This is a genomic window from Ekhidna sp. ABH4_415, from assembly GCF_056161305.1.
In genome coordinates this window covers 240,212-261,385 of record NZ_JBSWYW010000005.1, presented here as the reverse complement: position 1 = coordinate 261,385, position 21,174 = coordinate 240,212, and the positions used below count along the sequence as shown (strand labels likewise).

The following is a 21,174-nucleotide window of genomic DNA, read 5'->3' as shown; positions in this document are numbered from 1 at the left end:
AATTTAATGCCTGTAAATGTCAATATCCTTTTGAAAGCCTCCAGATAACTCACTGAAAGGCATGATCACCACCAGAAGATCATCTTCATATTCAGCATGAATGTTTTCCAGCTCAACATCTGCGGAGATCTTGATCAGGCCAAGCATATTAGGTAGCGTATATGCATTTACATGCACATTTTGGTAAATCATCAGATCACTTCCATTCACTTCTACCTTTATATCATCCGGAATGATGGTTGGCACACTCACCTCTAACCGGTAGTGATCCTTTTCCGTTGTGGTTTTAAATGTGGGGAACACTGTCCCTCCGTTTATTGTGTTAACAATGTTAGCAGTCTCAGCTAATCGTTTACTTGCGTTCTTATCAACTCTCATATCTGCGCCAATCATATCTATGGAGGGCAAACCCCATTCCAAAAATCAATTTGATTAAAAACGTGTCAGCCTGACCGATAAGTTTCCTTATATACGCCATTTTGACTGATTCACATATTTCTACAATTCATCCAACGAAAGAAACATTCCATCATTTTATCTGTCCTTGGAATATTCGGATCTCATAATTTCAAACTCAAAATTCAAAGACTATGAAAAGGATACTACAAATTTTACTATTGACAGCATCTCTTGGCACATTGGCTCAAAGCGAGCGTCCCAAAACACTTATAGGAAATGACCCTGAGGATATCTCCGGGTTCGGGGCTGTGCTCTTTTCTTTCACGCCGATAGATGGCAACCTTTCAACGCTTACAGGAGGTGGAGGAGCTGTACTCTTTGATAATACGTTCTTTATTGGTGGGTATGGTTTGGGCCTTACGGGGAACCATGAATTCAATCGCGACGGTGAGGATTATACCACCAGTTTCGGTCACGGTGGTTTTTGGTTGGGTTACAACATCAAGCCAGATGACCTTTTGCACATGGGAGTAGAAACAAAACTTGGATGGGGAAGTATGAGCACCAAATCAGTAGCCACAAATGAAAATGTAGATGAAGATGAGGTCTTTGTCTTTAATCCTCAGTTTTTTGTAGAAGCCAATATTGCCTATTGGTTTAAAGTCAATGCTTCGATAGGTTATCAAAAAACAATCGGCGTGGACAATACTTTCTTTGATACCACAGACTTTGATGGACCCACATTTGGAATATCTTTACTTTTCGGCTGGTTCAATTAACCGAAAAATCAACTAAATTTCCTTTTAGCATAATCCGTCCCCATAACGGTGACAACAGCGTTAAAAATCTAAAAACCTAACTAACATGGCAACACCTAATCGTAAAAAAGCAATCATCGGCATTCTCTTGATCATTGTCGGCACAGTTTTCCTTCTGGATAATTTGGGGTATGACATGGATATCCCATACTATCTTTTTTCATGGCCAGCAGTTTTTGTTGTTATTGGCCTGATCAACTTCTTGTCCGGAAATGCCCGCGCTGGTTTGATTTTCTTTGGAATCGCTACCGTGTTTTACTTGCACTACTATGATGTGGTGAATCTGAGGGATATCTGGCCGGTTATTTTGATCATCATCGGTCTATCCTTTTTACTAAGGAGAAGTTCACTTCCAAAAAGTAGTGAAAGCTCAGAAGATCAGTTTGATGAGGTGGCCATCTTTGGAGGTACAGAGAAAAAGTACGTTTCAGAAAATCTTAAAGGAGGAAAAATCACCTGCGTCTTTGGTGGTTCAGAGATTGACTTCAGGGGTTCTAAAGCTCAAGATGGAGCGGTCATAGAAATCTTCTGTATGTTCGGTGGAGTGGAGCTAATGCTTCCGAAGGACTGGAAAGTTAACATGGACGCTACGGCCATCTTCGGTGGGTTTAGTGACGCAAGGAAAAACATTAGTGATAACCCATCAGCCACCGTACACATTAAAGGATTTACCATGTTTGGTGGGGGGGAAATAAAAAGTTAAAACAGCACTAGCTTTCCAAGAAAATAAACTCCCAGCCCTAGCAGCAGGAAACCCGGAACCTTGTGGACAAGAAATGGATTGTCGGCAATCTTGGAGAATCTTTTACCTGATGCATTCACCGTGAGTAAAAGACAAAAAGTGCCCAGAGAAAGACCCATTAGGTAAATCCAAAAGCCCGGTCCTTCTACATTGATCCAATGATCATTCTCTAGGTATGTTGTGATGGCTAGCCAAAAAGGAATGGTCATTGGGTTTAAGAACCCAAGGATAATGCCACGTAAAAACCCATGACGCCCGGTGATTTTAGTATCCACTTTTACGGATGAGGAAGTCGATTTCGAAAAAATATTCCAAAGCCCCAAACCTATCAATGCGATGGAGGTGATTATTCTGAAGTAATCGGCAATCGTCTCATTGTTGCTTAAAAAAATATGAAACTGCACCGTGATTCCAGCATATAAGAACTCAACCGATGATGCGGCAAATGCAAAAAACACTGCGGCTCTGCGCTTACCCAATATGGCCAGTTGCATTACGGAAACGTTGATGGTTCCGGGAGGAATGGAACCAACATAGCTAACTACAAAAGCAACAATGAGTGTTTGAATGATCATGAATTTGTCAGCAGACGATTGTACCCTCGGTGCGATTTCCACATGCTGAAGCCCTGTATAAAACTCCAGTAGGAATGCCCTTCTTTTCGATTTTGGGCGCTAATATCCGACAAAACAGCCAAATGCCAAAAGATGTCGCGGTAAGCTTTCCAAAGCGAATAGCCAGGCTGATAGATATGACCCGGCTCTGCCCCCGCACCATTTAACTCCAGTATTTTGAAATTTCTTAGCTGCTTTAAATCATCATATGATTTACACCTCAGATCAAACCGCCCAAAATAAAAATTAGGTATTTGACTGGCGAGCTCATTAAAAGCCTTGTTTAATTCCTCATCAATTAGCTCATTGTCATTCAAAAACTTGGTGCCACGGCAATGATTGCCTATGGGCTCTATTAACACCGTTTCCCCGTCCCTAGGAATTCGATCACCATTTTTCCTCAGAAAATCACTGTTCAAATTGGCAGTGAGCTGTGCCCGATCAATCTCTTTCACCAGTTCCCATATAGTCTGTTTGCCATCTCCTTCTACCTGTAGGAATTCTTTCCTTACTATCGATGTGACTTTACCTTCATGTCCCTGCTTTTTCACATAAAACACCCCCAGCTCAATTGGATATCTGACCATTTCCTGAAGAAGGAAATCAACAGGACATGATTCTACGTACTCTTGCAGCTCCTTTTGATCATTGATCTTTTCTACCCACGTGCCTCGCTCCCCGATATCCGGCTTTGCTATGAGTGGGAAACCAATACGCTCTGCTGAAACGGCAGCACGCTCAATGTCACCCTTGGTCAATAACACCGTATTTGGATAATACTCTTGGGGGATTAGTTTGAAAATATCCGACTTTCGCTCTCCAAACATACCTCCAAACTCAATGCTCGGGTTTGATGCTGTGAAAAAGAAAAAAGATCGGTGCTTAATAGCCAACCAACCAAAGTATAAAAATACGGGGAGGTAAAGCAACCAAAATGGCCAATACTCCCAGTGAGTAAGCTTAATGATTAGCCTTCGGATCAAGGGTTAGTTTGATTTAGCGCTGGCCCGGTATCTGATAGTTGAGCTGGCCACCCCGAAATGCTCAGGCAGGGAAATATAGTGGAGTGACTGATTGACAGCCACTTTTAACAATGCCATATGGTGAATGGCATGCTCAATGTTATACGCCAGCTCTCGGTGGAAACTGCTTTTCATGGAATGGTTTTGGCCTTCTTTATCACTGTAATTAGCCTCAAACGTGACTTCAAAATCCGCTGTGTTTTCTTCCAGAAAAGTAAGAATGGAGCCAATAACACTTTTAGCCAGCTGCCGGTCTGTTTCTATAAGCTCATCGTGATTCCTTTGATCATAGTTTACAATGCCTTCATTTTTTGCATCAAAAAGGCAAATGAAAAACTCCAGCGTGTGTCTGACGTGCTGACCAAAAGTAGCGCCGCTGAGTTCATCCAGTGGTCGGGAAAAATCCTGATCACGGCATGAATCTATAACATGTGTTAATTGGTGAAGAAGGTCCTTAGCTGATGATTGAAGCATAAAATCGAGTTATCCAATTTTAAACTTACGGATTTTATTTCTTTCTGATTTTAAAATTTACGAAAAAGTAATTCTAGCGACTTTCGTCTTCGACTTTGCTTATAGCACTCCAAATCAAATCCATTTCGTATCCTTTTTGGGCAAGATAAGCCACTGTTTTTTGCTTTCGCTTCATGCCCTCCTCCTTTCCCAGCTTATCCCATTTCGATTTTGCTAAATCAAAAAGCCGTTTTTCATATTGCTGCGGATCGATCCGGTCGAGGGCCATGGTAACTGCCTGATCGGAAAGTTTATGGCTGTAGATGTGAGCACGAATCTTCTGCTTGCCCCATGAGTTAAACTGAAATTTGTCATTACAGTAAGCGTTGGCAAAACGCTGCTCATCCACAAAACCCTCTTTGATTAATTCTGCAACAATCGATGCTGTCTCTTCCTCTGGTAATCCCCAGCTTTGAAGTTTTTCAAAAAGCTCGTTTGGTGACCGCTCGCGAAAAGCACAGAACCTACCGGCTCGCTGCTTCGCTTCCTTGATGCCCAGCTTCCGAGCCATGATTCGATTATTTCTCTGAAATGTAGCCCTTGCGCTTCAGCACCGTCTCGATGAAACGGATCTCATTGTCATTGTTGAAGACTTTGAAAGGAAGGTGAATCAGCTGTGCTTTGCTGGCAAAAAAGGTGAATCCGTCTTTCCCTTTTTTCGCACGCTTGATCTGATCCCACTTCATCGGCATCCCCTGCTTAGCGTTCATTTTTATAAGGATCTGCTGAGAAGAGATTTCATATGAGAGTTTCTGAAACATGAACTTTCCTTGCTCCAGCTGAGTAATCCCAGCAAACTGGATCAACCAAAAAAGCATATAAAGTGCCAGTGCGATCGAAGCACCGGTGATCCACCAATGATTAGGAATCCACAAATAGCCTGCACAAATAGCCAGGTAAATAAGAAACACCCACCATTGTTGTTTGAGGGCTGCCTTAAAGGCAATTCCGATATATTTTTTGGTTGGTAGCTGGTATTTTTTTGTCCTTACTATCATGACTCAATCGCTCTTTTCTACTTCTTAAATGATTATACCGCGAATATAGAGTTTAAATAGCTTTGAGACTCATATCAAGGCTTTTGTATGAGTGAGTAAGTGCGCCTACAGAAATGAAATCCACCCCAGTCTCAGCAATTTCGGCGATCGTCTTTTCCGTGATACCTCCCGAAGCTTCTGTTTCAAATCTTCCTCCAATCATTTTTATGGCTTGCCTGATATCTGATGGAAGCATGTTATCAAGCATTACGCGATGGACCTTTCCAACTGCCAGCACCTCCTCTAGCTCTCTTAAGCTACGCACTTCAACCTCAATGTTCAGCTTCAGATCATTTTTTTCCAGATAGGTCACGGTTTGTTCAATCGCATTTTTCACACCGCCAGCAAAGTCAATGTGGTTGTCTTTTAGCATCACCATATCATAAAGACCAAACCGATGGTTAACCCCACCTCCTATAACCACTGCCCATTTTTCTGGCAACCGAAAAAGCGGCGTGGTTTTTCGGGTATCCAAAAGTCTGGCTTTGGAGCCCTTAATCAGTTGATTCATGTGATGTGTATAGGTAGCAATACCACTCATTCGTTGTAGGCAGTTGAGTACCAGTCTCTCCGCTGACAGAATGGATTGTGACTTTCCTTCCACAGAAAATGCTACCTCCCCATGCTCGATGGCATCACCATCTTTTTTATGGAAATCCAACGATAGGCTATCATCTACATAGTTGAAAATTTTTTCCGCCAATTCAAGTCCTGCAATGATTCCATCGTCTTTTATCAGACAATGAGCCTTGCTTTTGGCGTCATTAGGAATTGATCCCAAAGATGAATGATCTCCATCACCAATGTCTTCTGCAAGGGCAGCTTTTATAAATGCATTTATCCTCTTTGTTGTCAAATAAGGTAGGCTCATAACACGGTGGGTTTTTGTAAAGAAACAGGCGGAAGGCGAAAATGGTTACTCTTGGCTGAAATTCAAAGTGTCAATCAGGTATTTGTCGCCTATCTTCTTAATAAACATAACAACACGATACGCTCCATTCTCGTGCGTATACCTTCCAATAGTATAATTAAGACCCTCTGAGGCCCCCTGGTGGATATATGTGAATCCTTTTGCTGGATTATCATTGAAAAACTTTCGTAAAATCACTTCTGCCTGAGGTCTGCTATAATTGGAGCTTTCCCCATTGATCTTTATCTCCACCGTTTCATTGCAAAACTTGATTAGCTCTTTTGAACTACCTGCTTTTATTGCTGTGCCAATATTTTTCATTGTTTCATCCTGTGCAGGAAACAGAAAAAGGACACATATCAGGGTTAGCATTTTCATTGATCTATCAAATGTTTGTACACAATGTAGTAAAAACCATGCCCAATTTATTCATTCCATAAACGACATTCAAAAATTGACCCCTCTATATTTGCCCAATGAATAAGAAAGTCATTCTTCTGATTTTAGATGGTTGGGGTATTGCCAAGGATAAATCTGTATCGGCAATAGATGCTGCGAACACCCCCTTTATGGATCGAATGTTTACCGAATACCCTCACAATACACTTGAGGCTTCTGGTTTGGCCGTGGGCTTGCCTGAAGGACAGATGGGTAATTCCGAGGTGGGTCATATGAACATTGGTGCCGGGCGAGTGGTCTATCAGGATCTGGTAAAAATCAGCAATGCTGTAGAAGATGGTTCCATTGCCGATAATGAAGCTTTACAGTCAGCACTAACATATGCACGGGACAATGAAAAACCCATTCATTTAATAGGACTCGTATCAGATGGAGGAGTTCATTCACACATTGACCACCTTAAAGGTTTGCTTTCAACATTTCATAAACAAGATTTTGAAAACGTGTATGTCCATGCATTTACTGACGGCAGGGATACCGACCCAAAAGGAGGTGTGGATTACTTGCGCGACCTGCAGCACCACATGGCTGAAACCACGGGCACGCTGGCAACCATCACCGGCAGATACTATGCAATGGATCGTGACAACCGATGGGAACGTGTGAGGCTGGCATATGATGCAATGGTTCATGGTGAAGGGAAAAAAGTCCAGGATCCTCTCAGAGCTATGGAGGAATCATACATGGAGGGCGTGACGGATGAATTTCTAAAGCCAATCATCTGCGCCGACGCAAAAATTCAAGAAGGAGACGTGGTGCTCTGCTTCAATTTCAGAACCGACCGAGGAAGGCAAATCACCCAGGCGCTGACTCAACAGGATTTTCCGGATCATGGCATGATGAAGATGAATCTTCATTATGTAACCATGACCAATTATGACGCTTCATTTAAGGGCGTTCATGTGATGTATGGCAAAGAAAACCTGACCATGACCATGGGAGAGGTACTGGAAAAAAGAGGAAAGAAGCAGATCAGAATAGCGGAAACAGAAAAATATCCGCACGTAACTTTTTTCTTCTCAGGTGGTAGAGAGGAACCTTTTGAAGGAGAAAAACGAATCCTTTGCCCTTCCCCGAAGGTTGCTACATATGATCTACAACCGGAAATGAGTGCTTTCGATATAAGAGATAAGATTATCCCCGAACTTCAAGCAAAAACGGCTGATTTTATCTGCCTGAACTTTGCCAATCCGGATATGGTAGGACACACAGGCGTATTTGAAGCCGCTGTGAAAGCATGTGAAACTGTGGATCAATGTGCAGAGGCTGTCGTAAATACCGCACTTGAAAACAATTATTTGTCCATCATAATCGCAGATCATGGCAATTCGGATATGATGATAAACCCGGATGGCACACCCAATACAGCGCACACCACGAACCTTGTGCCATTCATTGTGGTTGACAAGGAGTTTAAAGGTGATCTCAAAAGCGGAAAGCTGGGGGATTTGGCTCCTACCATGCTGAAATTTATGGGTGTGGATATTCCTGAAGAGATGACTGGAGATATTTTGATTTGAAATGAATCGATCAACAAATTTGAAGATTGGAGTGATACTCCTGGTTTTTTTGGCTAGCTGCCAAAAGCTTAAGCCTGAATCAGTGAGGGTTCCTGAGTACCCGGACTTTGAGGTGCTGATGCAAGAGCAAGTGACTGCACTGGGTAATATCAAGATCAAGAAAACTGTATGGCTGGAGGGGCAAAGTGAAGTGAAGGTTCAGGACATAGACTCCACCAGGTGGGCAGAAGAGCTTTCCTTTCTCGAAGAAATCAATCCCAATCAGCCTGAATATGTGGGTGCTTTTGAAAAATCCAGAGAAGGTGATTTTCAGGTCTTAACTATTGGTGAGAATGAAAGTGGTCCACTAAAAAAGATAATGTACACGATGAAAGGGGACGATTTTGCACGAATTCTGGCCACCTTCCATGAAGATAAAGATGTATACGTGCACCACCGGGACATTGAATTGAGCTTTGAAGAAGGTAAGCTCAGTTCCCTAAATATCGATGGGTATCAGAAAATGATGTTTAAGGATACGGTGAGGTTTGGGATAATTGTTATTACCGATCAGGGTAAGTAGAAGGAGACATTTCCTTAATAAATAAAACACCATCATACACATTAGTCCAATCGCCATTCAGCTCCAAATAATGAAGTACCCCGGACATCTTAAAGTTTCCAAAGTTTCGATTATCTGTAAAATCCACAAATGCAGATTTTTGATTTTGGGCAAGGAAATGCTCTAGTGTCTTTTTCGATTTTTCCTTTATGGTCTGTATGTGATAATCGGCATTACTCAGGTATTTACCAGAATAGGATATGGTTGCGATGCTGTAATAATCCACATTGAAGCTTTTCAAATGGTGCCCCATCATATTAGAGCGTTCATTTCTAAAATATTTATGGCTTTCTATATGCGATACGACATTTCTTGCAATATGCAAATTAGCAGCCCAAACAATTAATTTTTCACTGGCATACTTTTCCTCTGCGAGCCATTTGATATTAAGTGCCATTGTACTATCGTGTGTAGTGTAATCAAACCAATCTGCCTTCAAATGAGCAGCCATATCCCACCACTCTGACGCATGGATTTTTAATCCATCTAAAACCCTGACCCACTGAGTGTTTTTATTCCCTGAAGGGGATTGAAGTTCTCCCGAAAGCATTTCCAGGAATTTAAGAAAAGTCTCTCTTCGATTCTCATCAATAGCTTTGGATGCTCGATACTTCAAAAGGAATTCTAAATCCTGATCAAATTTTTCATAGACCCTTACCTGCAGTGCCTTAGCCAATGAGTCTACCTCCTCAAGGAAGTCATCCAAGTAAAAATAATCATCTATATTATCACACCCAGTGAAAACTAAATCAGGATTTGCCTCCAAATACGAAAACAGTTCTTTCATCTCTTCAGCGTTACTCCATTGATAAGGCATGGATTTAAAAATATCTGCAAATTCCGCTTCCCCCTTTTCCAACTTCTCTCTCCATTTCATGAATGAATACATCCCGTCTTCAAGGACTAAAACATTAAAGCCAAGCTCTTCATTTAAGTATTTTACAATTTCTGTTTTAAGCTTGAAGGTTGCACCATCTCCATGCGTCATTTCTCCAAGCATCACAACTCGTTTATCCTGAAGTACGGGTTTTAAAAAAGAAAAATCAGCTTCCTCTTTAATCGGGTAAACCGGAAGCTCCGAAAAATCTTGAGTGAATGTGGAGAATGAACTGAGTAGGATGAAGGTAACGGTTAGGTATTTCATACCTACTATAACTTCACCGATAGCATCTTTATTGCAGTAGCAGCTGCTTCATCACCCTTATTCCCGTGCTTGCCTCCAGCCCGATCCAATGCCTGCTTCATGGTATCCGGTGTGAGCACACCAAAGATGACCGGCTTGTTGTATTTCAAAGAGACATTGGTAATACCGTTTGCCACTGCATCACAGATGAAATCAAAGTGACGAGTTTCTCCCTGGATCACACAGCCCAAACACATAACGGCATCAATGTCTTTTCTTTCAGCCATCCACTGACCTCCGAGACTTAGCTCGAATGTACCAGGAACATTCATGCGCTCGATATTATCTCGGTTTGCTCCAGCAGCAATTAGCGTTTGGTATGCACCTGAGTAAAGTGATTCAGTAACCTGCTCATTCCATTCGGCTACAACAATTCCAAATTTGAATTTGCTGACGTCTATCGATGAGCTTATCTTAACGTCGCTGAGGTTTTTATCTGCTGATGACATGGTGTAAAATTAAAAAAGGAAGTCATCCTGAGCATGTCGAAGGATAACTTCCTTTTGTGAAGATGCTGACAATTCCATTGCGGAACGCATTCAGCATGACTTAATATTTTATTGTGCTAACGCTTCCAGCCTTGCTTTCTGTTTCTTCGCATCGTGGATTTGAGCCGAATTTGGATAATCATTAACGATCACTCCATAAGTACCAGCTGCCTCGGCAAGATTTCCATTTTGCTCCTGTGCAATAGCCAGCTTTTTCAAGTAAATAGGCGTGAAAGACTCATTCTCTTTGTAGTCAACTGCCTGCTCATAGTATGAAATGGCATTTGAGAAATCATCCATTTCCATGTATGCATCACCAATCAATGAGTATGCTCTGCCCTGAAGCAGGTAATCATCGCTGCTAAATTCTTTTAACTGACGAATGGCTCCATCAAAATCGCCTTGTTTCAGAAATGATGCACCGGCATAAAACCGAGATAGGTTTGCTGCTTTTGTCCCCGGGAACTCCTCGATGATTTCAAGGAAGCCATAGCTGTTTCCGTCTCCATTCAATGCAAGGCCAAGGCTGTCTGCATCAAAGTAGAACTGCGCCTGGAAAAGCTCTTCCTGAGCGGTTTGATTTTGATTCGTTATATAGTAGTTGTATCCAGCAAAGCCCACAATCAATAAAGCAATCACTCCACCGATACCAAAGACCATCGCCTTGTTTCGCTTGCTGCTAAAAAATTCATTGGCTTTTTCAACGATTGCATTTGGATCCTCCAGAATCTCAATACCATCATCTTGCTTTTTTCCTTTTGCCATTTTATTCTAAAATCTTAATTTTTTCTGCCGCATTCCAACTTAAATCGACATCAATTGTAATTGCCGATGAAAAATGCGGTCGCAAAGATATATTTTTTGTTCAGATGTATAAGACTCTCAGCTAATTATGTGTTGACAAATGGATAGTCATCCTCTACATAATTGTCTGTGTACGCTTCTGAAGGGTCTGGCCAAGGTGATTCCTCAGCAAAATCAACTGCTTTTTGAACTTCCTCTTTGATCTCCTTGTCAATTTCTTTCAAGTCCTCTTCTGAAGCCCACTTATTCTTGATAATCGTCTGCTTCACCTGCTCGATTGGATCTTGATTCTTATATTCTTCAAGCTCTTCTTTGGTTCGGTATTTAGCCGGGTCTGACATGGAGTGTCCCTTGTATCTGTACGTTCTAAATTCAAGGAACGTAGGTCCATCTCCTTTTCTGGCTCTTTTGGCCGCCTTTGCCACAGCATTGTGCACATCCTCTACTCTCATCGCATCCACAGGCTCAGATGGCATGTCGTATGCCTCTGCCAATGTGTAAAGGTCTGTTACATTGGATGTTCTTTTCACAGATGTGCCCATCGCATAGCCATTGTTCTCAACAACGAAGATCACTGGCATTTTCATGGTCATCGCCATATTGAATGCCTCGTGTAAGGCACCCTGGCGAACAGCCCCATCACCCATATAGCAGATGCAAAGACTCTTTGTTCCTTTATACTGTTCCGCAAAACCGATCCCAGCTCCCAATGGAATCTGTGCGCCAACAATACCATGTCCGCCCATGAAGTTCACTTCTTTATCAAACATGTGCATGGATCCACCTTTTCCTTTTGATACACCGGTTGCTTTGCCAAAAAGCTCGGCCATCACTCTTCCCGGATCAGTCCCCAATGCCAACGGGTGACCATGGTCGCGATAAGCAGTAATCCATTTATCATCCTTTTCAAGCGCTGAAACAGCACCAGAGGCACAGGCTTCCTGCCCTATATATAAGTGACAAAATCCGCGAATTTTCTGCTGGCCATATAGCTGACCTGCTTTTTCTTCAAACCTTCTCATGAGCTGCATAGAGCGAAACCACTCCATATATTGCTCCTTTGAAAACTCCCCTGATTTTTTTGTTGTCTTTTTAGCCGCCATAGGACCCAATTGTTTGATTTACTTTGCTAAACGGATTGCGAAATTAGCTCAAAACAGGGTGAGTTGAAAAGATTTGCCCTGAGATGCTTCCAGATATTCCGATATTCAAAAATGACACAATTTAGCCTCCTTCTTTGAAGGGGTAGAGGTGGGTTAATCTGAAAACTGTCATTTTTGAATGTAGTTTGTTGTAAAAACCCACCCTAAGCCCTCCCCGGAGGGGATTTGATTTGGCAGCCATGATCCTAAAGCAATTGAAGCTCACATCCTTCAAGAACCACTCCGAATCCACGTTTAAATTCGGAGAAAGGATCAATTGTGTGTTGGGGAAAAATGGGGTTGGAAAAACCAATTTGCTGGATGCAATCTATTACCTGTCCTTCACAAAAAGTGCTGTTGGTTCTCAAGATCGATTGTCAATCACGCATGACCAGCGAGCATTCACGGTACATGGAACCTATGAAGAAATAACGATTGCTCTTCAGTTTGAAAAAGGGAAGGTAAAAACGCTGAAGATAGATGGGCAGGAACCAGACCGACTCAGTGATGTGATTGGTAAAGTGCCTCTAGTCATTGTTTTGCCTGACGATACATCCATGATCAAAGAAGGGAGTGAAGAGAGACGGAAGTTTTTTGATGGAGCTTTGTCCCAGTTTGATAGTGAGTATTTGAAGTCATTGCTTAAGTACAATAAGGTTTTAAAGCAACGAAACAGTCTACTGAAAATAGAAGAAGGAAGAGGGCTTAATAAAAAACTACTGGAAACCTACGATGATCAATTGATTCCGCTTGCGTTAGATGTTTCTAAAAAAAGGCTAGAGATGAAGGAGTTGTTTTTGCCATTCCTTCAAAAGAATTACGCTGACCTGCACGAAGGTGGTGAAACTCCCGGTTTGAATTTTAAAACACAAGTGGGTGAAGGGTTTGCGTATCGCTTTAAAGCCAATACTCAGAAAGATCAGATCATGCAGCGAACCCTGATGGGGAGCCATAAAGACGATTTTGAATTTTTACTGGATGGAGAATTAATTAAAAAGTTTGGTTCTCAGGGACAGCAAAAAACATTCATTATCGCATTGAAGCTGGCACTTTATGACTTCCTAAAAGAAAAGACAGGAAATAAACCATTGCTTTTACTTGATGATATTTTTGATAAGCTGGATGATTCCAGAATCGAACTGCTAGTCTCTCTGTTGCTGGATCATGATCGGTTTCAGCAGATCTTTATTACAGATGCCAGAAAAGATCGAAGTAAGGTTCTCTTTAAAAAGGAGAAAGAGGTAAAGTTTATAGACCTTTGATCTCAGAAGAATGAAAGAAGATCCAATTAAAAGTTTTCGCAATGCGTTTCAAGGATTTCTCAAAGAGGAGAATCTGGAACATACCTATAAGCAAAAACAAGTGATTGCCGACTGGGAACGAATCATGGGGAAGACAATCGCCTCAAGGACGACCAAAATGTTTTTCAATCAAAAAACGCTTTTTGTTAAGCTTTCATCCGCTCCGCTTAAAAATGAAATGCAAAACTCTAAGGACAAAATCATTGAGTTGATTGAGAAAGAGATTGGTAAAGGAGAGGTTGAGGATGTAAGGTTTCTTTAGTTCCTAAAAGGTATCCTCCACATCAAATAATAATCAAAAGCGGTAGAGTTTTGTCTGCGGGTTTTACCAAATCCAGGAATATCGTAAGCCTTTAGTTCACCCTCCCCATTGATTTTTCTTGCAAACTGCCAGCGCATGGTGAAGCCCATATAAAGGTTGGATACTATTTTGCCTCTGAGCCCAAATGCCACCTCAACCCATCTTGCAGTGAGGCTTTCATTCTCCAAAAAGTAATCTTGTTCACCAAAGCCCTGATCGGCTGTGAATGTCATTTGATCATTAAAGTTAGCCCGAGCATACCTCAGCCCTAAAGTCAGGACATTCCCACTTTCTTTGTCTTTGGTAAAATTCCGATCGATCCCTACTCGGTAATAGCTACCCTTGTTTTCATAATCGAACGACTCACCACGCGTGTGCTCTTCTATTCCAAAATTTCCTACGACAACAAATCGATGAATAGCCAAAGCTGCCTCCACTTCATGGGTGATAAGGTCTGACCCAAATGCAGTTCGTGCAGATCTGATCGCATTCACCCCCAATTTCAATTCGTAAGGACGAAAGTCAATTGGCTCCTTTTTCTGCTGAGCAGTAGGTTCTTGCCCATTTGCAACCAGACAAACCACCACGGTCGATATGCTAAAAATAGACTTCCACATTGGTGTTTAATTGTCTGTTTGTAACTGTGCCTGGAATGGACAAAGAGTCGAAAGTGTATCTCACCGTATCCAGACCTAAATATGTATATGATGGATCACATTTTGGATCATAAATGGAAACCTCTACCTTCTCATAGCTAATCTCTAATTCGAAATGAGAAGTATCGGTATCAAAGAAAAAAGTGGAAGTCGGATCTTCCGGATTCAGAGGGAGACCCACGCCGGTTGAATCAGTAAAAGGAGTGAAGGCGTACGGTGAATTCTCCGCTGTGATTGTGAAGCCGATTTTTTTTGAGCTCTGTGATTCATAATCGAAAAACCGCAAAATCATAAAATCACGATTATCGTCCGTGCCACAGTTTTCTATGTCCTGGCAGGAGATGACCGCTAATCCAATTAATATAACACTGAGTTTTTTCACAGGCTGGCAAAATTAAGTCTTAGTATTCAATGTCCGTTTAGCTAAGGGCTTTTAATCTGTCCTCCCTCTTACTCCCTCCGAAGGGAGACAAATGGACTTAGCTAAACGACAAACACTTCATATTCCATTAGCTTTGCACCCTCAAAAGAGAATGAACCAAAATAAGATCACAGGGTTCTATTAATGTCATGAAAACGAAGGGGTTAAAGAAAACAAAAGTCAACATTGTCACGCTCGGGTGCTCCAAAAACCTGGTGGATTCTGAAGTGATGCTGACACAGCTGAGGGGAAACAACATTGATGCCACACATGAGTCTACCAAGGACGATGCGAACGTGGTAGTGGTAAATACCTGTGGTTTTATTGACAATGCGAAGCAGGAGTCTATAGACACCATTCTGCGCTATGTGGATGCAAAGCAGGAAGGATTAGTTGAGAAAGTGTACGTATCGGGCTGTCTATCCCAGCGCTACAAAGAAGAATTGAAAGAGGAAATACCCGATGTAGATGCTTGGTTTGGCACAGGTGACCTACCAGCACTACTAAAGAAATTCAAAGCAGACTATAAAAAAGAGTTGCTCGGTGAACGAATTCTTACCACAAGCAATCATTACGCTTACTTAAAAATCGCAGAAGGATGTGATCGTCCGTGTAGTTTCTGTGCAATCCCGCTTATGCGTGGCAAGCACGTTTCCAAACCGATGGAACAAGTCATTGCCGAGGCAGAATCATTGGTAAGACAGGGAACCAAAGAAATTTTACTCATTGCCCAGGACTCTACTTATTACGGGTTGGACCTTTACAAGAAGCGAAATCTCGCTGAATTAATGGATCGTCTAGCTGATGTGGAAGGGCTGGAATGGATCCGACTGCACTATGCTTTCCCAACAGGTTTTCCTGAAGATGTGTTGGATGTGATGGCTAAGCGACCCAACATCTGCAACTACCTTGATATTCCGCTGCAGCATGCCTCCACAAATATGCTGAAGATGATGCGGCGAGGAACCACCAGAGAAAAGACGGAAGCATTACTGGATAAAATGCGAAGTAAGGTTCCTGACATTGCCATTCGTACAACACTAATAGCAGGTCACCCGGGAGAAACACAGGAAGACTTTGAAGAGATGTTGGACTTTGTAGAGAAGAACCGATTCGAACGACTGGGGATCTTCACCTACTCGCATGAGGAAAACACCCACTCATACAATTTTGAAGACGATGTGCCTGATGAAACCAAACAAGAGCGCGCAAATGCCGTAATGGATTTGCAGGAAGAAATTTCCATGAGCATCAATGAGGAGAAAGTTGGTAAGGAGTTTAAGGTGTTAATTGACCGGATGGAGAGCGGTTCCTTTATTGGAAGGACAGAGTACGACTCACCTGAGGTGGACAATGAAGTGATCATACCTGCCGACCATTCATACTTGCGAATTGGAGATTTCGCCCAGGTAAAAATTACCGACGCTACAGCTTTTGATCTGTATGGCGAACCAATTAAGCAATAATCCACTTTACTAAAGCGTGCGCACCGAAACCATCCCTTTAGACGAGACCGACTGTTTTTCTCAGTTTTTTATAGACTACATCAACCAAAAGAAAGAGCTTGCTCCTTTCTATAACGATTTTCCTACAGTTGAGAACTTTGAAAAAACTATCCAAAAGCGTCACTTTAAGGATGAGAATCGTATTGTTTTACTTGAGGTTCTGAAAGAGCAATACGAACAGCTTGACACCAGCAGTGCAGTTTTGCAAAACATTGAAGCATTGGCTGATTCAAAGACCTTTACCATTACCACCGGGCACCAGCTCAATATTCTCACGGGTCCGCTTTACTTCATTTACAAAATTGTGACTGTGATCAACGCTTGCAAAACACTGAAGCAAGCGTACCCCGATTACAACTTTGTTCCCGTTTATTGGATGGCCAGTGAAGATCATGATTTTGAAGAAATCAACCACTTCTTTTTTGAAGGGAAAAAATATGAGTGGAATACTGATCAGTCAGGGGCTGTTGGGCATTTCGATCCATCCGGGCTAAAAGAGATCGTAGATAAACTTCCCAAAGGAGCTGAGTTTTTCAAAGAGGCGTATTCTCAGAAAACTCTGGCTGATGCAGCAAGAGCATATGTCAATCATCTTTTTGGAAGCGAGGGGCTTGTTGTCGTAGATGCTGATCATCCAGATTTGAAAAAGATGTTCACACCAATTATCAAGGATGATCTTTTTGAGCATAGCTCAGAAAAATTTGTGTCAAAAACATCCTCGGCTCTTGAGGATAAAGGATACAAGACGCAAGTCACCGCGCGTCAAATCAATTTCTTTTACTTAGATAAGGGTGTTCGGGAACGTATAGAAAAAACGAAAAGTGGATTTCAGGTACTGGATACGGATATTACTTTTAGTGAAGAGGAAATGCGTTCGTTGATCAAGGATCATCCGGAGCGGTTTAGTCCAAATGTTATACTCCGTCCACTATTTCAGGAAACTATTCTGCCCAATCTGGCTTATGTTGGCGGCCCTTCAGAGGCGATTTACTGGCTGCAGCTAAAAGGTGTTTTCGATCACTTCAAAACAGCCTTCCCATTATTGATGCCCAGAAACTTTGCGCTGGTAGTACCAGAAACAGCCGCAACCAAATGGGAAAAAACAGGGCTTTCTCAATCTGACTTTTTCCTTGGCAGTGAGAACGCCTTTGAAAAATGGGTGAAGGCGAATAGCGATCATGTGATTTCTTATAATGAGGAACTTAAAAAGTTGAAGGAACTAGAGGGTTCACTCAAGAGTAAGGCTGGAGAAGTAGACCCAACACTTGTTAAGCACATTGAAGCCCTTCATGCCTCATTTTCCAAACGCATTGAAAAGGCAGAGAAGAAATTGGTTCGAGCAGAAAAGCGTCTCTACGAAGATCGTAGAAGACAAATTGAATCTGTGAAAGAAGTGCTTTTCCCGGGAGGTAGTCTTCAGGAGCGAAAAGACAATTTCCTCAATTTCTACCTCAAAGACCCGGCGTTTCTACGAAAGCTCTTGAATACTTTCGATGCATTTGACTATCAGATGTATTTAATGTATTTGTAGAAGATACGGTGATTGCTTTTTATCTTTCACTAGTCAACTAGTATTCAGCTTATGGAAATTAAAACACCCACTCTCCTGGTAGATAAGGTCAGGTGTCTAAAAAACATTGACCGCATGTTCAATAAGGCAAACGCCTCCAACGCCACTCTCAGACCCCATTTCAAAACACATTTTTCGGGAGAAATAGGCAATTGGTTTAAATCTAAAGGAGTCACCTCCTGTACGGTGAGTTCAGTCTCAATGGCTCAATATTTTGCAAATCATGGCTGGGAAGACATCACCATAGCCTTTCCATACAATCTGTTGGAAGCAACTGAAATAAATGAGTTAGCAAAAAAGGTTGAGCTAAACATCCTTATAGAATCTGAAGAAAGCCTGGATCATGCAAAAAATCATGTTACGCACTCAGCCGGCTATTTCATCAAGATTGATATTGGGACGCACCGAACCGGAATTGACCCCAGAAACGAAGAGCTAATTGGTAAGCTAGTCAAAGGTGCCAGTGATACTGCTCTGTTCAAAGGGTTTCTCGCACATGCAGGACACACGTATGGTTCCACTGACTATGAAAGTGTTAAATGGATTTACGACAAGTCTGTTAAGGATTTGGCACACCTAAAAGAAACGTTCGGGGGAATACTCTCCTATGGAGACACCCCGTCATGTAGTCTGGTGGAAGACCTATCGGCATTTGATGAGCTCCGTCCCGGAAATTTTGTTTTCTATGACTGGATGCAGCACAACATTGGGTCTTGTTCGGTAGAAGATATCGCCGTTTGCCTGGCATGTCCGGTAGTGGCCGTTCACAAGGATCGCAATGAAGTGGTGGTATATGGAGGAGGGGTGCACTTATCCAAAGACATGATAATTGAAAAGGATATCATGGGTAAGGACCGAACCTGCTATGGCAAAATGGTCAAACTTGAAAATGGTAGCTGGAATACAGAAATCCTGGGTCAAGTAGATCGCCTCTCTCAGGAGCATGGCATCATTAAATTAGCAGAAAAAGCACTCGCTCATGTAAAAGTTGGCGATGTGATTGGTATTCTTCCTGTACATTCGTGCCTTACTGCTGATTTACAAGGATTCTATCTCTCCACAGATGGAGAGAAGATTGAAAAGATGTTGAAAAACTGATGCGCAAAACACTTTTACTGCTTTTTATTGTACTCGCCACCTTAGGATTTTCCAAAACCGACCCACCAAAAGATACGATTGATATCATGATTGGACAGATGATCATGATCGGGATTGGGGATTTTGATCTGGTTAATGAAAGCGAACCCATTTTTAAAGAGATTAAAAGTGGTAAGGTTGGAGGAGTGGTTCTATACGAAAAAAACATCCTTTTTGAAAGCCCAAAACCAGAGCTGGCCCTATTGGTTGAAACGCTTCAAAAAAATGCCTCTATTCCTCTCTTTATCAGCATTGATGAAGAAGGTGGAAGGGTGACTCGCATGAAAACACGGTATGGATTTCCAAAGAATGTTTCGGCCCAATACCTGGGCGATATGAATAACCTGGATTCCACACGCTTTTACGCGAACCAAACTGCACGCCTCCTTAGCAGCTTTGGTATTAACATGAATTATGCTCCGGTCGTAGATGTCAACCTAAACTCCCGCAATCCGGTAATCGGAAGGATTGGTAGAAGCTTTTCATCAGACTATAATGAGGTGATCCGGCAAGCATATGAGGTGATCTCCATTCATAATAAAAGAGGGGTGGTTCCAGTATTAAAACATTTTCCCGGTCATGGAAGTAGCCGAAGCGACACACACCTGGGCCTAACAGATGTTACTGAAACATGGCAATTGGAAGAAATGTATCCATATCGGGCACTCATTGATAGTGGTGTGGTTAAGGCTGTTATGACCGCTCACATCGTTAATAAAACATTGGACGGCTCCAAAAATCCAGCTACTCTTTCCAAAAAAATTGTAACCGGAATGCTTCGGGAGTTTCTGGGGTTTGAAGGTGTGATCATTTCAGATGACATGCAAATGGGAGCAATAGACAATGAGTATGGCTTGCGAGAGGCTATAAAACTTTCAATCGAAGCTGGTGTAGACATGCTCATGTTTGCCAACAATGTAAAAGATTTCAACATGGTTTCTGCGAGCACTGTCCACGCCATTATTAAGGACTTGCTTTTTGAGGGGATCATCACTCGTGAACGTATTTATCAGTCTTACAAGCGAATCATGAAACTGAAAACGGAAACGGGACTTTGTGACTCGGATTATTACCGATCATTGAAAAATAAGCTCCGTGCCTACAACTAAGTATATAATAAAAACTGATTTTACTATCTTCACCAATCCATGATCCAATACAATCCCAAATCGTGGTTTTCGCTCATCTTTGATGTCTATAGCAGATATGTAATAAGAGCGCTATTCCCCCTCATCATGTTTGCAGGAGTGCTCACCACTATCCTGTGTTTTCTATTCATAGATGTATTGCAGATCACCATTGAAGACACCAAAGCCTTTCACTCTATTCTTGGAGTAATCCTCGGTTTGTTTCTGGTTCTTAGAACTAATACTGCTTACGATCGGTGGTGGGAAGGAAGAAAGCTTTGGGGCCAGTTGGTAAATGACACCCGCCAGCTGTCTATTAAAATAACTACGTTTATCCCTCTAGATGCCAAGGAAGATCGGCTCTTTTTTAAGAAGATGATTCCTAATATCACTTTCGCAATGAAGAACCATCTGCGAAACAGCATTCTTGTGGGGGAGATGGATTTTTACGATGAAAAAGTAAAGGAGCGAATCATAAACAGCAACCACCGTCCCAACATCATTAACAAAATATTGATGGAACGTGTGATGGACATGAACAAACGAGGGTTGATCTCTGCGGATAAACTTTTCATTCTTGATAAGGAAATCAAAGGGTTCACCGACATTATAGGCGCATGTGAGCGAATCAAGTCTACACCTATTCCTTACTCGTACAGCATGTTCATCAAGAAGTTCCTTTTCATCTATTGTATCACACTCCCGATGACTTTTATTGGAGAGTTTGGTTACTGGTCTATCATTTTGGTGGTAGTTGCTTTTTATTTTTTGATGAGCGTAGAGCTGATCTCTGAAGAGATTGAAGATCCATTTGGTAGAGATATTAATGACCTTCCTTTGGACGAACTGTGCGTGAAGATCAAAAAGAACATTATAGAAATTTTCAACAATAACTAAATTGGCA

Annotated in this window: 25 protein-coding genes; 11 read left to right on the top strand and 14 right to left on the bottom strand. The window is 41.9% G+C overall.

Annotated features, from left to right (window positions below; translation table 11 throughout):
- Nucleotides 1–3 precede the first annotated feature (3 nt).
- Nucleotides 4–378 (bottom strand): Hsp20/alpha crystallin family protein, encoded by a 375-nt coding sequence (locus tag ACXAH9_RS10470; protein ID WP_474894806.1) that lies wholly within the window; start codon nucleotides 376–378, stop codon nucleotides 4–6.
- A 212-nt stretch (nucleotides 379–590) separates the two neighbouring features.
- Here ACXAH9_RS10470 and ACXAH9_RS10465 point away from each other — a divergent pair, with 212 nt between their 5' ends.
- Together ACXAH9_RS10465 and ACXAH9_RS10460 are read left to right on the top strand one after the other, a co-directional pair.
- Complete coding sequence (locus ACXAH9_RS10465) at nucleotides 591–1,178, top strand: hypothetical protein (RefSeq protein WP_474894805.1); 588 nt, start codon at nucleotides 591–593, stop codon at nucleotides 1,176–1,178.
- Between the two features lie 85 nt (nucleotides 1,179–1,263).
- Complete coding sequence (locus ACXAH9_RS10460) at nucleotides 1,264–1,920, top strand: LiaF transmembrane domain-containing protein (protein ID WP_474894804.1); 657 nt, start codon at nucleotides 1,264–1,266, stop codon at nucleotides 1,918–1,920.
- Here the strand turns inward: ACXAH9_RS10460 and ACXAH9_RS10455 are convergent.
- The 7 genes from ACXAH9_RS10455 to ACXAH9_RS10425 all read right to left on the bottom strand — a co-directional run bounded on the left by ACXAH9_RS10455 (nucleotide 1,917) and on the right by ACXAH9_RS10425 (nucleotide 6,433).
- Complete coding sequence (locus ACXAH9_RS10455) at nucleotides 1,917–2,534, bottom strand: LysE family translocator (RefSeq protein ID WP_474894803.1); 618 nt, start codon at nucleotides 2,532–2,534, stop codon at nucleotides 1,917–1,919. The two genes, ACXAH9_RS10460 and ACXAH9_RS10455, sit on opposite strands and share 4 nt — an antisense overlap.
- Nucleotides 2,531–3,556, bottom strand: a complete 1,026-nt coding sequence (locus tag ACXAH9_RS10450; protein ID WP_474894802.1) for an ATP-grasp domain-containing protein — start codon at nucleotides 3,554–3,556, stop codon at nucleotides 2,531–2,533. Before ACXAH9_RS10450 ends, ACXAH9_RS10455 begins: the two co-directional genes overlap by 4 nt.
- 3 nt (nucleotides 3,557–3,559) lie before the next feature.
- A complete protein-coding gene (locus ACXAH9_RS10445) occupies nucleotides 3,560–4,069 on the bottom strand; it encodes a DinB family protein (protein ID WP_474894801.1) in 510 nt (169 codons plus the stop codon).
- 73 nt (nucleotides 4,070–4,142) lie between these two features.
- Nucleotides 4,143–4,619: a regulatory protein RecX gene (locus tag ACXAH9_RS10440; RefSeq protein ID WP_474894800.1), complete on the bottom strand. Its 477-nt coding sequence runs from the start codon at nucleotides 4,617–4,619 to the stop codon at nucleotides 4,143–4,145.
- Between the two features lie 7 nt (nucleotides 4,620–4,626).
- Nucleotides 4,627–5,106 carry a YcxB family protein gene (locus ACXAH9_RS10435; RefSeq protein ID WP_349566077.1) on the bottom strand — a complete coding sequence of 160 codons (480 nt, stop codon included), beginning with the start codon at nucleotides 5,104–5,106 and terminating at the stop codon, nucleotides 4,627–4,629.
- A gap of 52 nt (nucleotides 5,107–5,158) precedes the next feature.
- Entirely contained in the window at nucleotides 5,159–6,016 is an 858-nt protein-coding gene (gene nadC / locus ACXAH9_RS10430; RefSeq protein WP_474894799.1) for a carboxylating nicotinate-nucleotide diphosphorylase, read from the bottom strand.
- Nucleotides 6,017–6,061: 45 nt separating this feature from the next.
- A complete protein-coding gene (locus ACXAH9_RS10425) occupies nucleotides 6,062–6,433 on the bottom strand; it encodes a DUF4783 domain-containing protein (protein ID WP_474894798.1) in 372 nt (123 codons plus the stop codon).
- 98 nt (nucleotides 6,434–6,531) lie between these two features.
- On the opposite strand from ACXAH9_RS10425, the gene gpmI reads away from it, so the two are divergent.
- Both gpmI and ACXAH9_RS10415 read left to right on the top strand, forming a co-directional pair.
- Nucleotides 6,532–8,034: a 2,3-bisphosphoglycerate-independent phosphoglycerate mutase gene (gpmI, locus tag ACXAH9_RS10420; protein WP_474894797.1), complete on the top strand. Its 1,503-nt coding sequence runs from the start codon at nucleotides 6,532–6,534 to the stop codon at nucleotides 8,032–8,034.
- 1 nt (nucleotide 8,035) lies between these two features.
- Entirely contained in the window at nucleotides 8,036–8,596 is a 561-nt protein-coding gene (locus tag ACXAH9_RS10415) for a hypothetical protein (protein ID WP_474894796.1), read from the top strand.
- Here ACXAH9_RS10415 and ACXAH9_RS10410 read toward each other — a convergent pair.
- From ACXAH9_RS10410 to pdhA, 4 genes are all read right to left on the bottom strand, one after another.
- Nucleotides 8,577–9,779 carry an erythromycin esterase family protein gene (locus ACXAH9_RS10410; protein WP_474894795.1) on the bottom strand — a complete coding sequence of 401 codons (1,203 nt, stop codon included), beginning with the start codon at nucleotides 9,777–9,779 and terminating at the stop codon, nucleotides 8,577–8,579. The genes ACXAH9_RS10415 and ACXAH9_RS10410 overlap by 20 nt on opposite strands.
- Nucleotides 9,780–9,784: 5 nt before the next feature.
- On the bottom strand, nucleotides 9,785–10,267 hold the full coding sequence (gene ribH / locus ACXAH9_RS10405) for a 6,7-dimethyl-8-ribityllumazine synthase (RefSeq protein ID WP_474894794.1): 483 nt from the start codon (nucleotides 10,265–10,267) through the stop codon (nucleotides 9,785–9,787).
- A 108-nt stretch (nucleotides 10,268–10,375) separates the two neighbouring features.
- Complete coding sequence (locus ACXAH9_RS10400) at nucleotides 10,376–11,071, bottom strand: tetratricopeptide repeat protein (RefSeq protein ID WP_349566093.1); 696 nt, start codon at nucleotides 11,069–11,071, stop codon at nucleotides 10,376–10,378.
- 125 nt (nucleotides 11,072–11,196) lie between these two features.
- The gene (gene pdhA / locus ACXAH9_RS10395) at nucleotides 11,197–12,213 is read right to left on the bottom strand and encodes a pyruvate dehydrogenase (acetyl-transferring) E1 component subunit alpha (protein ID WP_474894793.1); all 1,017 of its coding nucleotides are present in this window, start codon (nucleotides 12,211–12,213) and stop codon (nucleotides 11,197–11,199) included.
- Between the two features lie 239 nt (nucleotides 12,214–12,452).
- Here pdhA and recF point away from each other — a divergent pair, with 239 nt between their 5' ends.
- Both recF and ACXAH9_RS10385 read left to right on the top strand, forming a co-directional pair.
- The gene (recF, locus tag ACXAH9_RS10390) at nucleotides 12,453–13,514 is read left to right on the top strand and encodes a DNA replication/repair protein RecF (protein ID WP_474894792.1); all 1,062 of its coding nucleotides are present in this window, start codon (nucleotides 12,453–12,455) and stop codon (nucleotides 13,512–13,514) included.
- Nucleotides 13,515–13,524: 10 nt separating this feature from the next.
- The gene (locus ACXAH9_RS10385) at nucleotides 13,525–13,815 is read left to right on the top strand and encodes a DciA family protein (protein ID WP_350205157.1); all 291 of its coding nucleotides are present in this window, start codon (nucleotides 13,525–13,527) and stop codon (nucleotides 13,813–13,815) included.
- Here the strand turns inward: ACXAH9_RS10385 and ACXAH9_RS10380 are convergent.
- Nucleotides 13,812–14,471 carry a DUF6048 family protein gene (locus ACXAH9_RS10380; protein ID WP_474894791.1) on the bottom strand — a complete coding sequence of 220 codons (660 nt, stop codon included), beginning with the start codon at nucleotides 14,469–14,471 and terminating at the stop codon, nucleotides 13,812–13,814. The genes ACXAH9_RS10385 and ACXAH9_RS10380 overlap by 4 nt on opposite strands.
- Nucleotides 14,452–14,892 (bottom strand): hypothetical protein, encoded by a 441-nt coding sequence (locus ACXAH9_RS10375; RefSeq protein ID WP_474894790.1) that lies wholly within the window; start codon nucleotides 14,890–14,892, stop codon nucleotides 14,452–14,454. Before ACXAH9_RS10375 ends, ACXAH9_RS10380 begins: the two co-directional genes overlap by 20 nt.
- Before the next feature lie 188 nt (nucleotides 14,893–15,080).
- Between ACXAH9_RS10375 and rimO the strand changes: the two genes are divergently transcribed.
- From rimO to ACXAH9_RS10350, 5 genes are read left to right on the top strand one after another with little or no spacing between them, the layout of a single operon-like run.
- Nucleotides 15,081–16,397 carry a 30S ribosomal protein S12 methylthiotransferase RimO gene (gene rimO, locus ACXAH9_RS10370; RefSeq protein ID WP_474894789.1) on the top strand — a complete coding sequence of 439 codons (1,317 nt, stop codon included), beginning with the start codon at nucleotides 15,081–15,083 and terminating at the stop codon, nucleotides 16,395–16,397.
- Nucleotides 16,398–16,413: 16 nt separating this feature from the next.
- Nucleotides 16,414–17,967: a bacillithiol biosynthesis cysteine-adding enzyme BshC gene (gene bshC / locus ACXAH9_RS10365; RefSeq protein WP_474894788.1), complete on the top strand. Its 1,554-nt coding sequence runs from the start codon at nucleotides 16,414–16,416 to the stop codon at nucleotides 17,965–17,967.
- Nucleotides 17,968–18,018: 51 nt separating this feature from the next.
- Nucleotides 18,019–19,104 carry an alanine racemase gene (locus ACXAH9_RS10360; protein ID WP_474894787.1) on the top strand — a complete coding sequence of 362 codons (1,086 nt, stop codon included), beginning with the start codon at nucleotides 18,019–18,021 and terminating at the stop codon, nucleotides 19,102–19,104.
- Nucleotides 19,104–20,252 (top strand): glycoside hydrolase family 3 protein, encoded by a 1,149-nt coding sequence (locus ACXAH9_RS10355; protein ID WP_474894786.1) that lies wholly within the window; start codon nucleotides 19,104–19,106, stop codon nucleotides 20,250–20,252. Before ACXAH9_RS10360 ends, ACXAH9_RS10355 begins: the two co-directional genes overlap by 1 nt.
- Before the next feature lie 39 nt (nucleotides 20,253–20,291).
- Nucleotides 20,292–21,167 (top strand): bestrophin family protein, encoded by an 876-nt coding sequence (locus ACXAH9_RS10350; protein WP_474894785.1) that lies wholly within the window; start codon nucleotides 20,292–20,294, stop codon nucleotides 21,165–21,167.
- The last annotated feature ends 7 nt before the right edge of the window (nucleotides 21,168–21,174 follow it).

What these genes read in the sequence shown, in the direction of transcription:
- ACXAH9_RS10470 (WP_474894806.1), bottom strand. Translation starts at nt 378, where the DNA reads ATGAGAGTTGATAAGAACGCAAGTAAACGATTAGCTGAGACTGCTAAC.
- ACXAH9_RS10465 (WP_474894805.1), top strand. Translation starts at nt 591, where the DNA reads ATGAAAAGGATACTACAAATTTTACTATTGACAGCATCTCTTGGCACA.
- ACXAH9_RS10460 (WP_474894804.1), top strand. Translation starts at nt 1,264, where the DNA reads ATGGCAACACCTAATCGTAAAAAAGCAATCATCGGCATTCTCTTGATC.
- ACXAH9_RS10455 (WP_474894803.1), bottom strand. Translation starts at nt 2,534, where the DNA reads ATGATCATTCAAACACTCATTGTTGCTTTTGTAGTTAGCTATGTTGGT.
- ACXAH9_RS10445 (WP_474894801.1), bottom strand. Translation starts at nt 4,069, where the DNA reads ATGCTTCAATCATCAGCTAAGGACCTTCTTCACCAATTAACACATGTT.
- ACXAH9_RS10440 (WP_474894800.1), bottom strand. Translation starts at nt 4,619, where the DNA reads ATGGCTCGGAAGCTGGGCATCAAGGAAGCGAAGCAGCGAGCCGGTAGG.
- ACXAH9_RS10435 (WP_349566077.1), bottom strand. Translation starts at nt 5,106, where the DNA reads ATGATAGTAAGGACAAAAAAATACCAGCTACCAACCAAAAAATATATC.
- nadC (WP_474894799.1), bottom strand. Translation starts at nt 6,016, where the DNA reads ATGAGCCTACCTTATTTGACAACAAAGAGGATAAATGCATTTATAAAA.
- ACXAH9_RS10425 (WP_474894798.1), bottom strand. Translation starts at nt 6,433, where the DNA reads ATGAAAATGCTAACCCTGATATGTGTCCTTTTTCTGTTTCCTGCACAG.
- gpmI (WP_474894797.1), top strand. Translation starts at nt 6,532, where the DNA reads ATGAATAAGAAAGTCATTCTTCTGATTTTAGATGGTTGGGGTATTGCC.
- ACXAH9_RS10415 (WP_474894796.1), top strand. Translation starts at nt 8,036, where the DNA reads ATGAATCGATCAACAAATTTGAAGATTGGAGTGATACTCCTGGTTTTT.
- ACXAH9_RS10410 (WP_474894795.1), bottom strand. Translation starts at nt 9,779, where the DNA reads ATGAAATACCTAACCGTTACCTTCATCCTACTCAGTTCATTCTCCACA.
- ribH (WP_474894794.1), bottom strand. Translation starts at nt 10,267, where the DNA reads ATGTCATCAGCAGATAAAAACCTCAGCGACGTTAAGATAAGCTCATCG.
- ACXAH9_RS10400 (WP_349566093.1), bottom strand. Translation starts at nt 11,071, where the DNA reads ATGGCAAAAGGAAAAAAGCAAGATGATGGTATTGAGATTCTGGAGGAT.
- pdhA (WP_474894793.1), bottom strand. Translation starts at nt 12,213, where the DNA reads ATGGCGGCTAAAAAGACAACAAAAAAATCAGGGGAGTTTTCAAAGGAG.
- recF (WP_474894792.1), top strand. Translation starts at nt 12,453, where the DNA reads ATGATCCTAAAGCAATTGAAGCTCACATCCTTCAAGAACCACTCCGAA.
- ACXAH9_RS10385 (WP_350205157.1), top strand. Translation starts at nt 13,525, where the DNA reads ATGAAAGAAGATCCAATTAAAAGTTTTCGCAATGCGTTTCAAGGATTT.
- ACXAH9_RS10380 (WP_474894791.1), bottom strand. Translation starts at nt 14,471, where the DNA reads ATGTGGAAGTCTATTTTTAGCATATCGACCGTGGTGGTTTGTCTGGTT.
- rimO (WP_474894789.1), top strand. Translation starts at nt 15,081, where the DNA reads ATGAAAACGAAGGGGTTAAAGAAAACAAAAGTCAACATTGTCACGCTC.
- ACXAH9_RS10360 (WP_474894787.1), top strand. Translation starts at nt 18,019, where the DNA reads ATGGAAATTAAAACACCCACTCTCCTGGTAGATAAGGTCAGGTGTCTA.
- ACXAH9_RS10355 (WP_474894786.1), top strand. Translation starts at nt 19,104, where the DNA reads ATGCGCAAAACACTTTTACTGCTTTTTATTGTACTCGCCACCTTAGGA.
- ACXAH9_RS10350 (WP_474894785.1), top strand. Translation starts at nt 20,292, where the DNA reads ATGATCCAATACAATCCCAAATCGTGGTTTTCGCTCATCTTTGATGTC.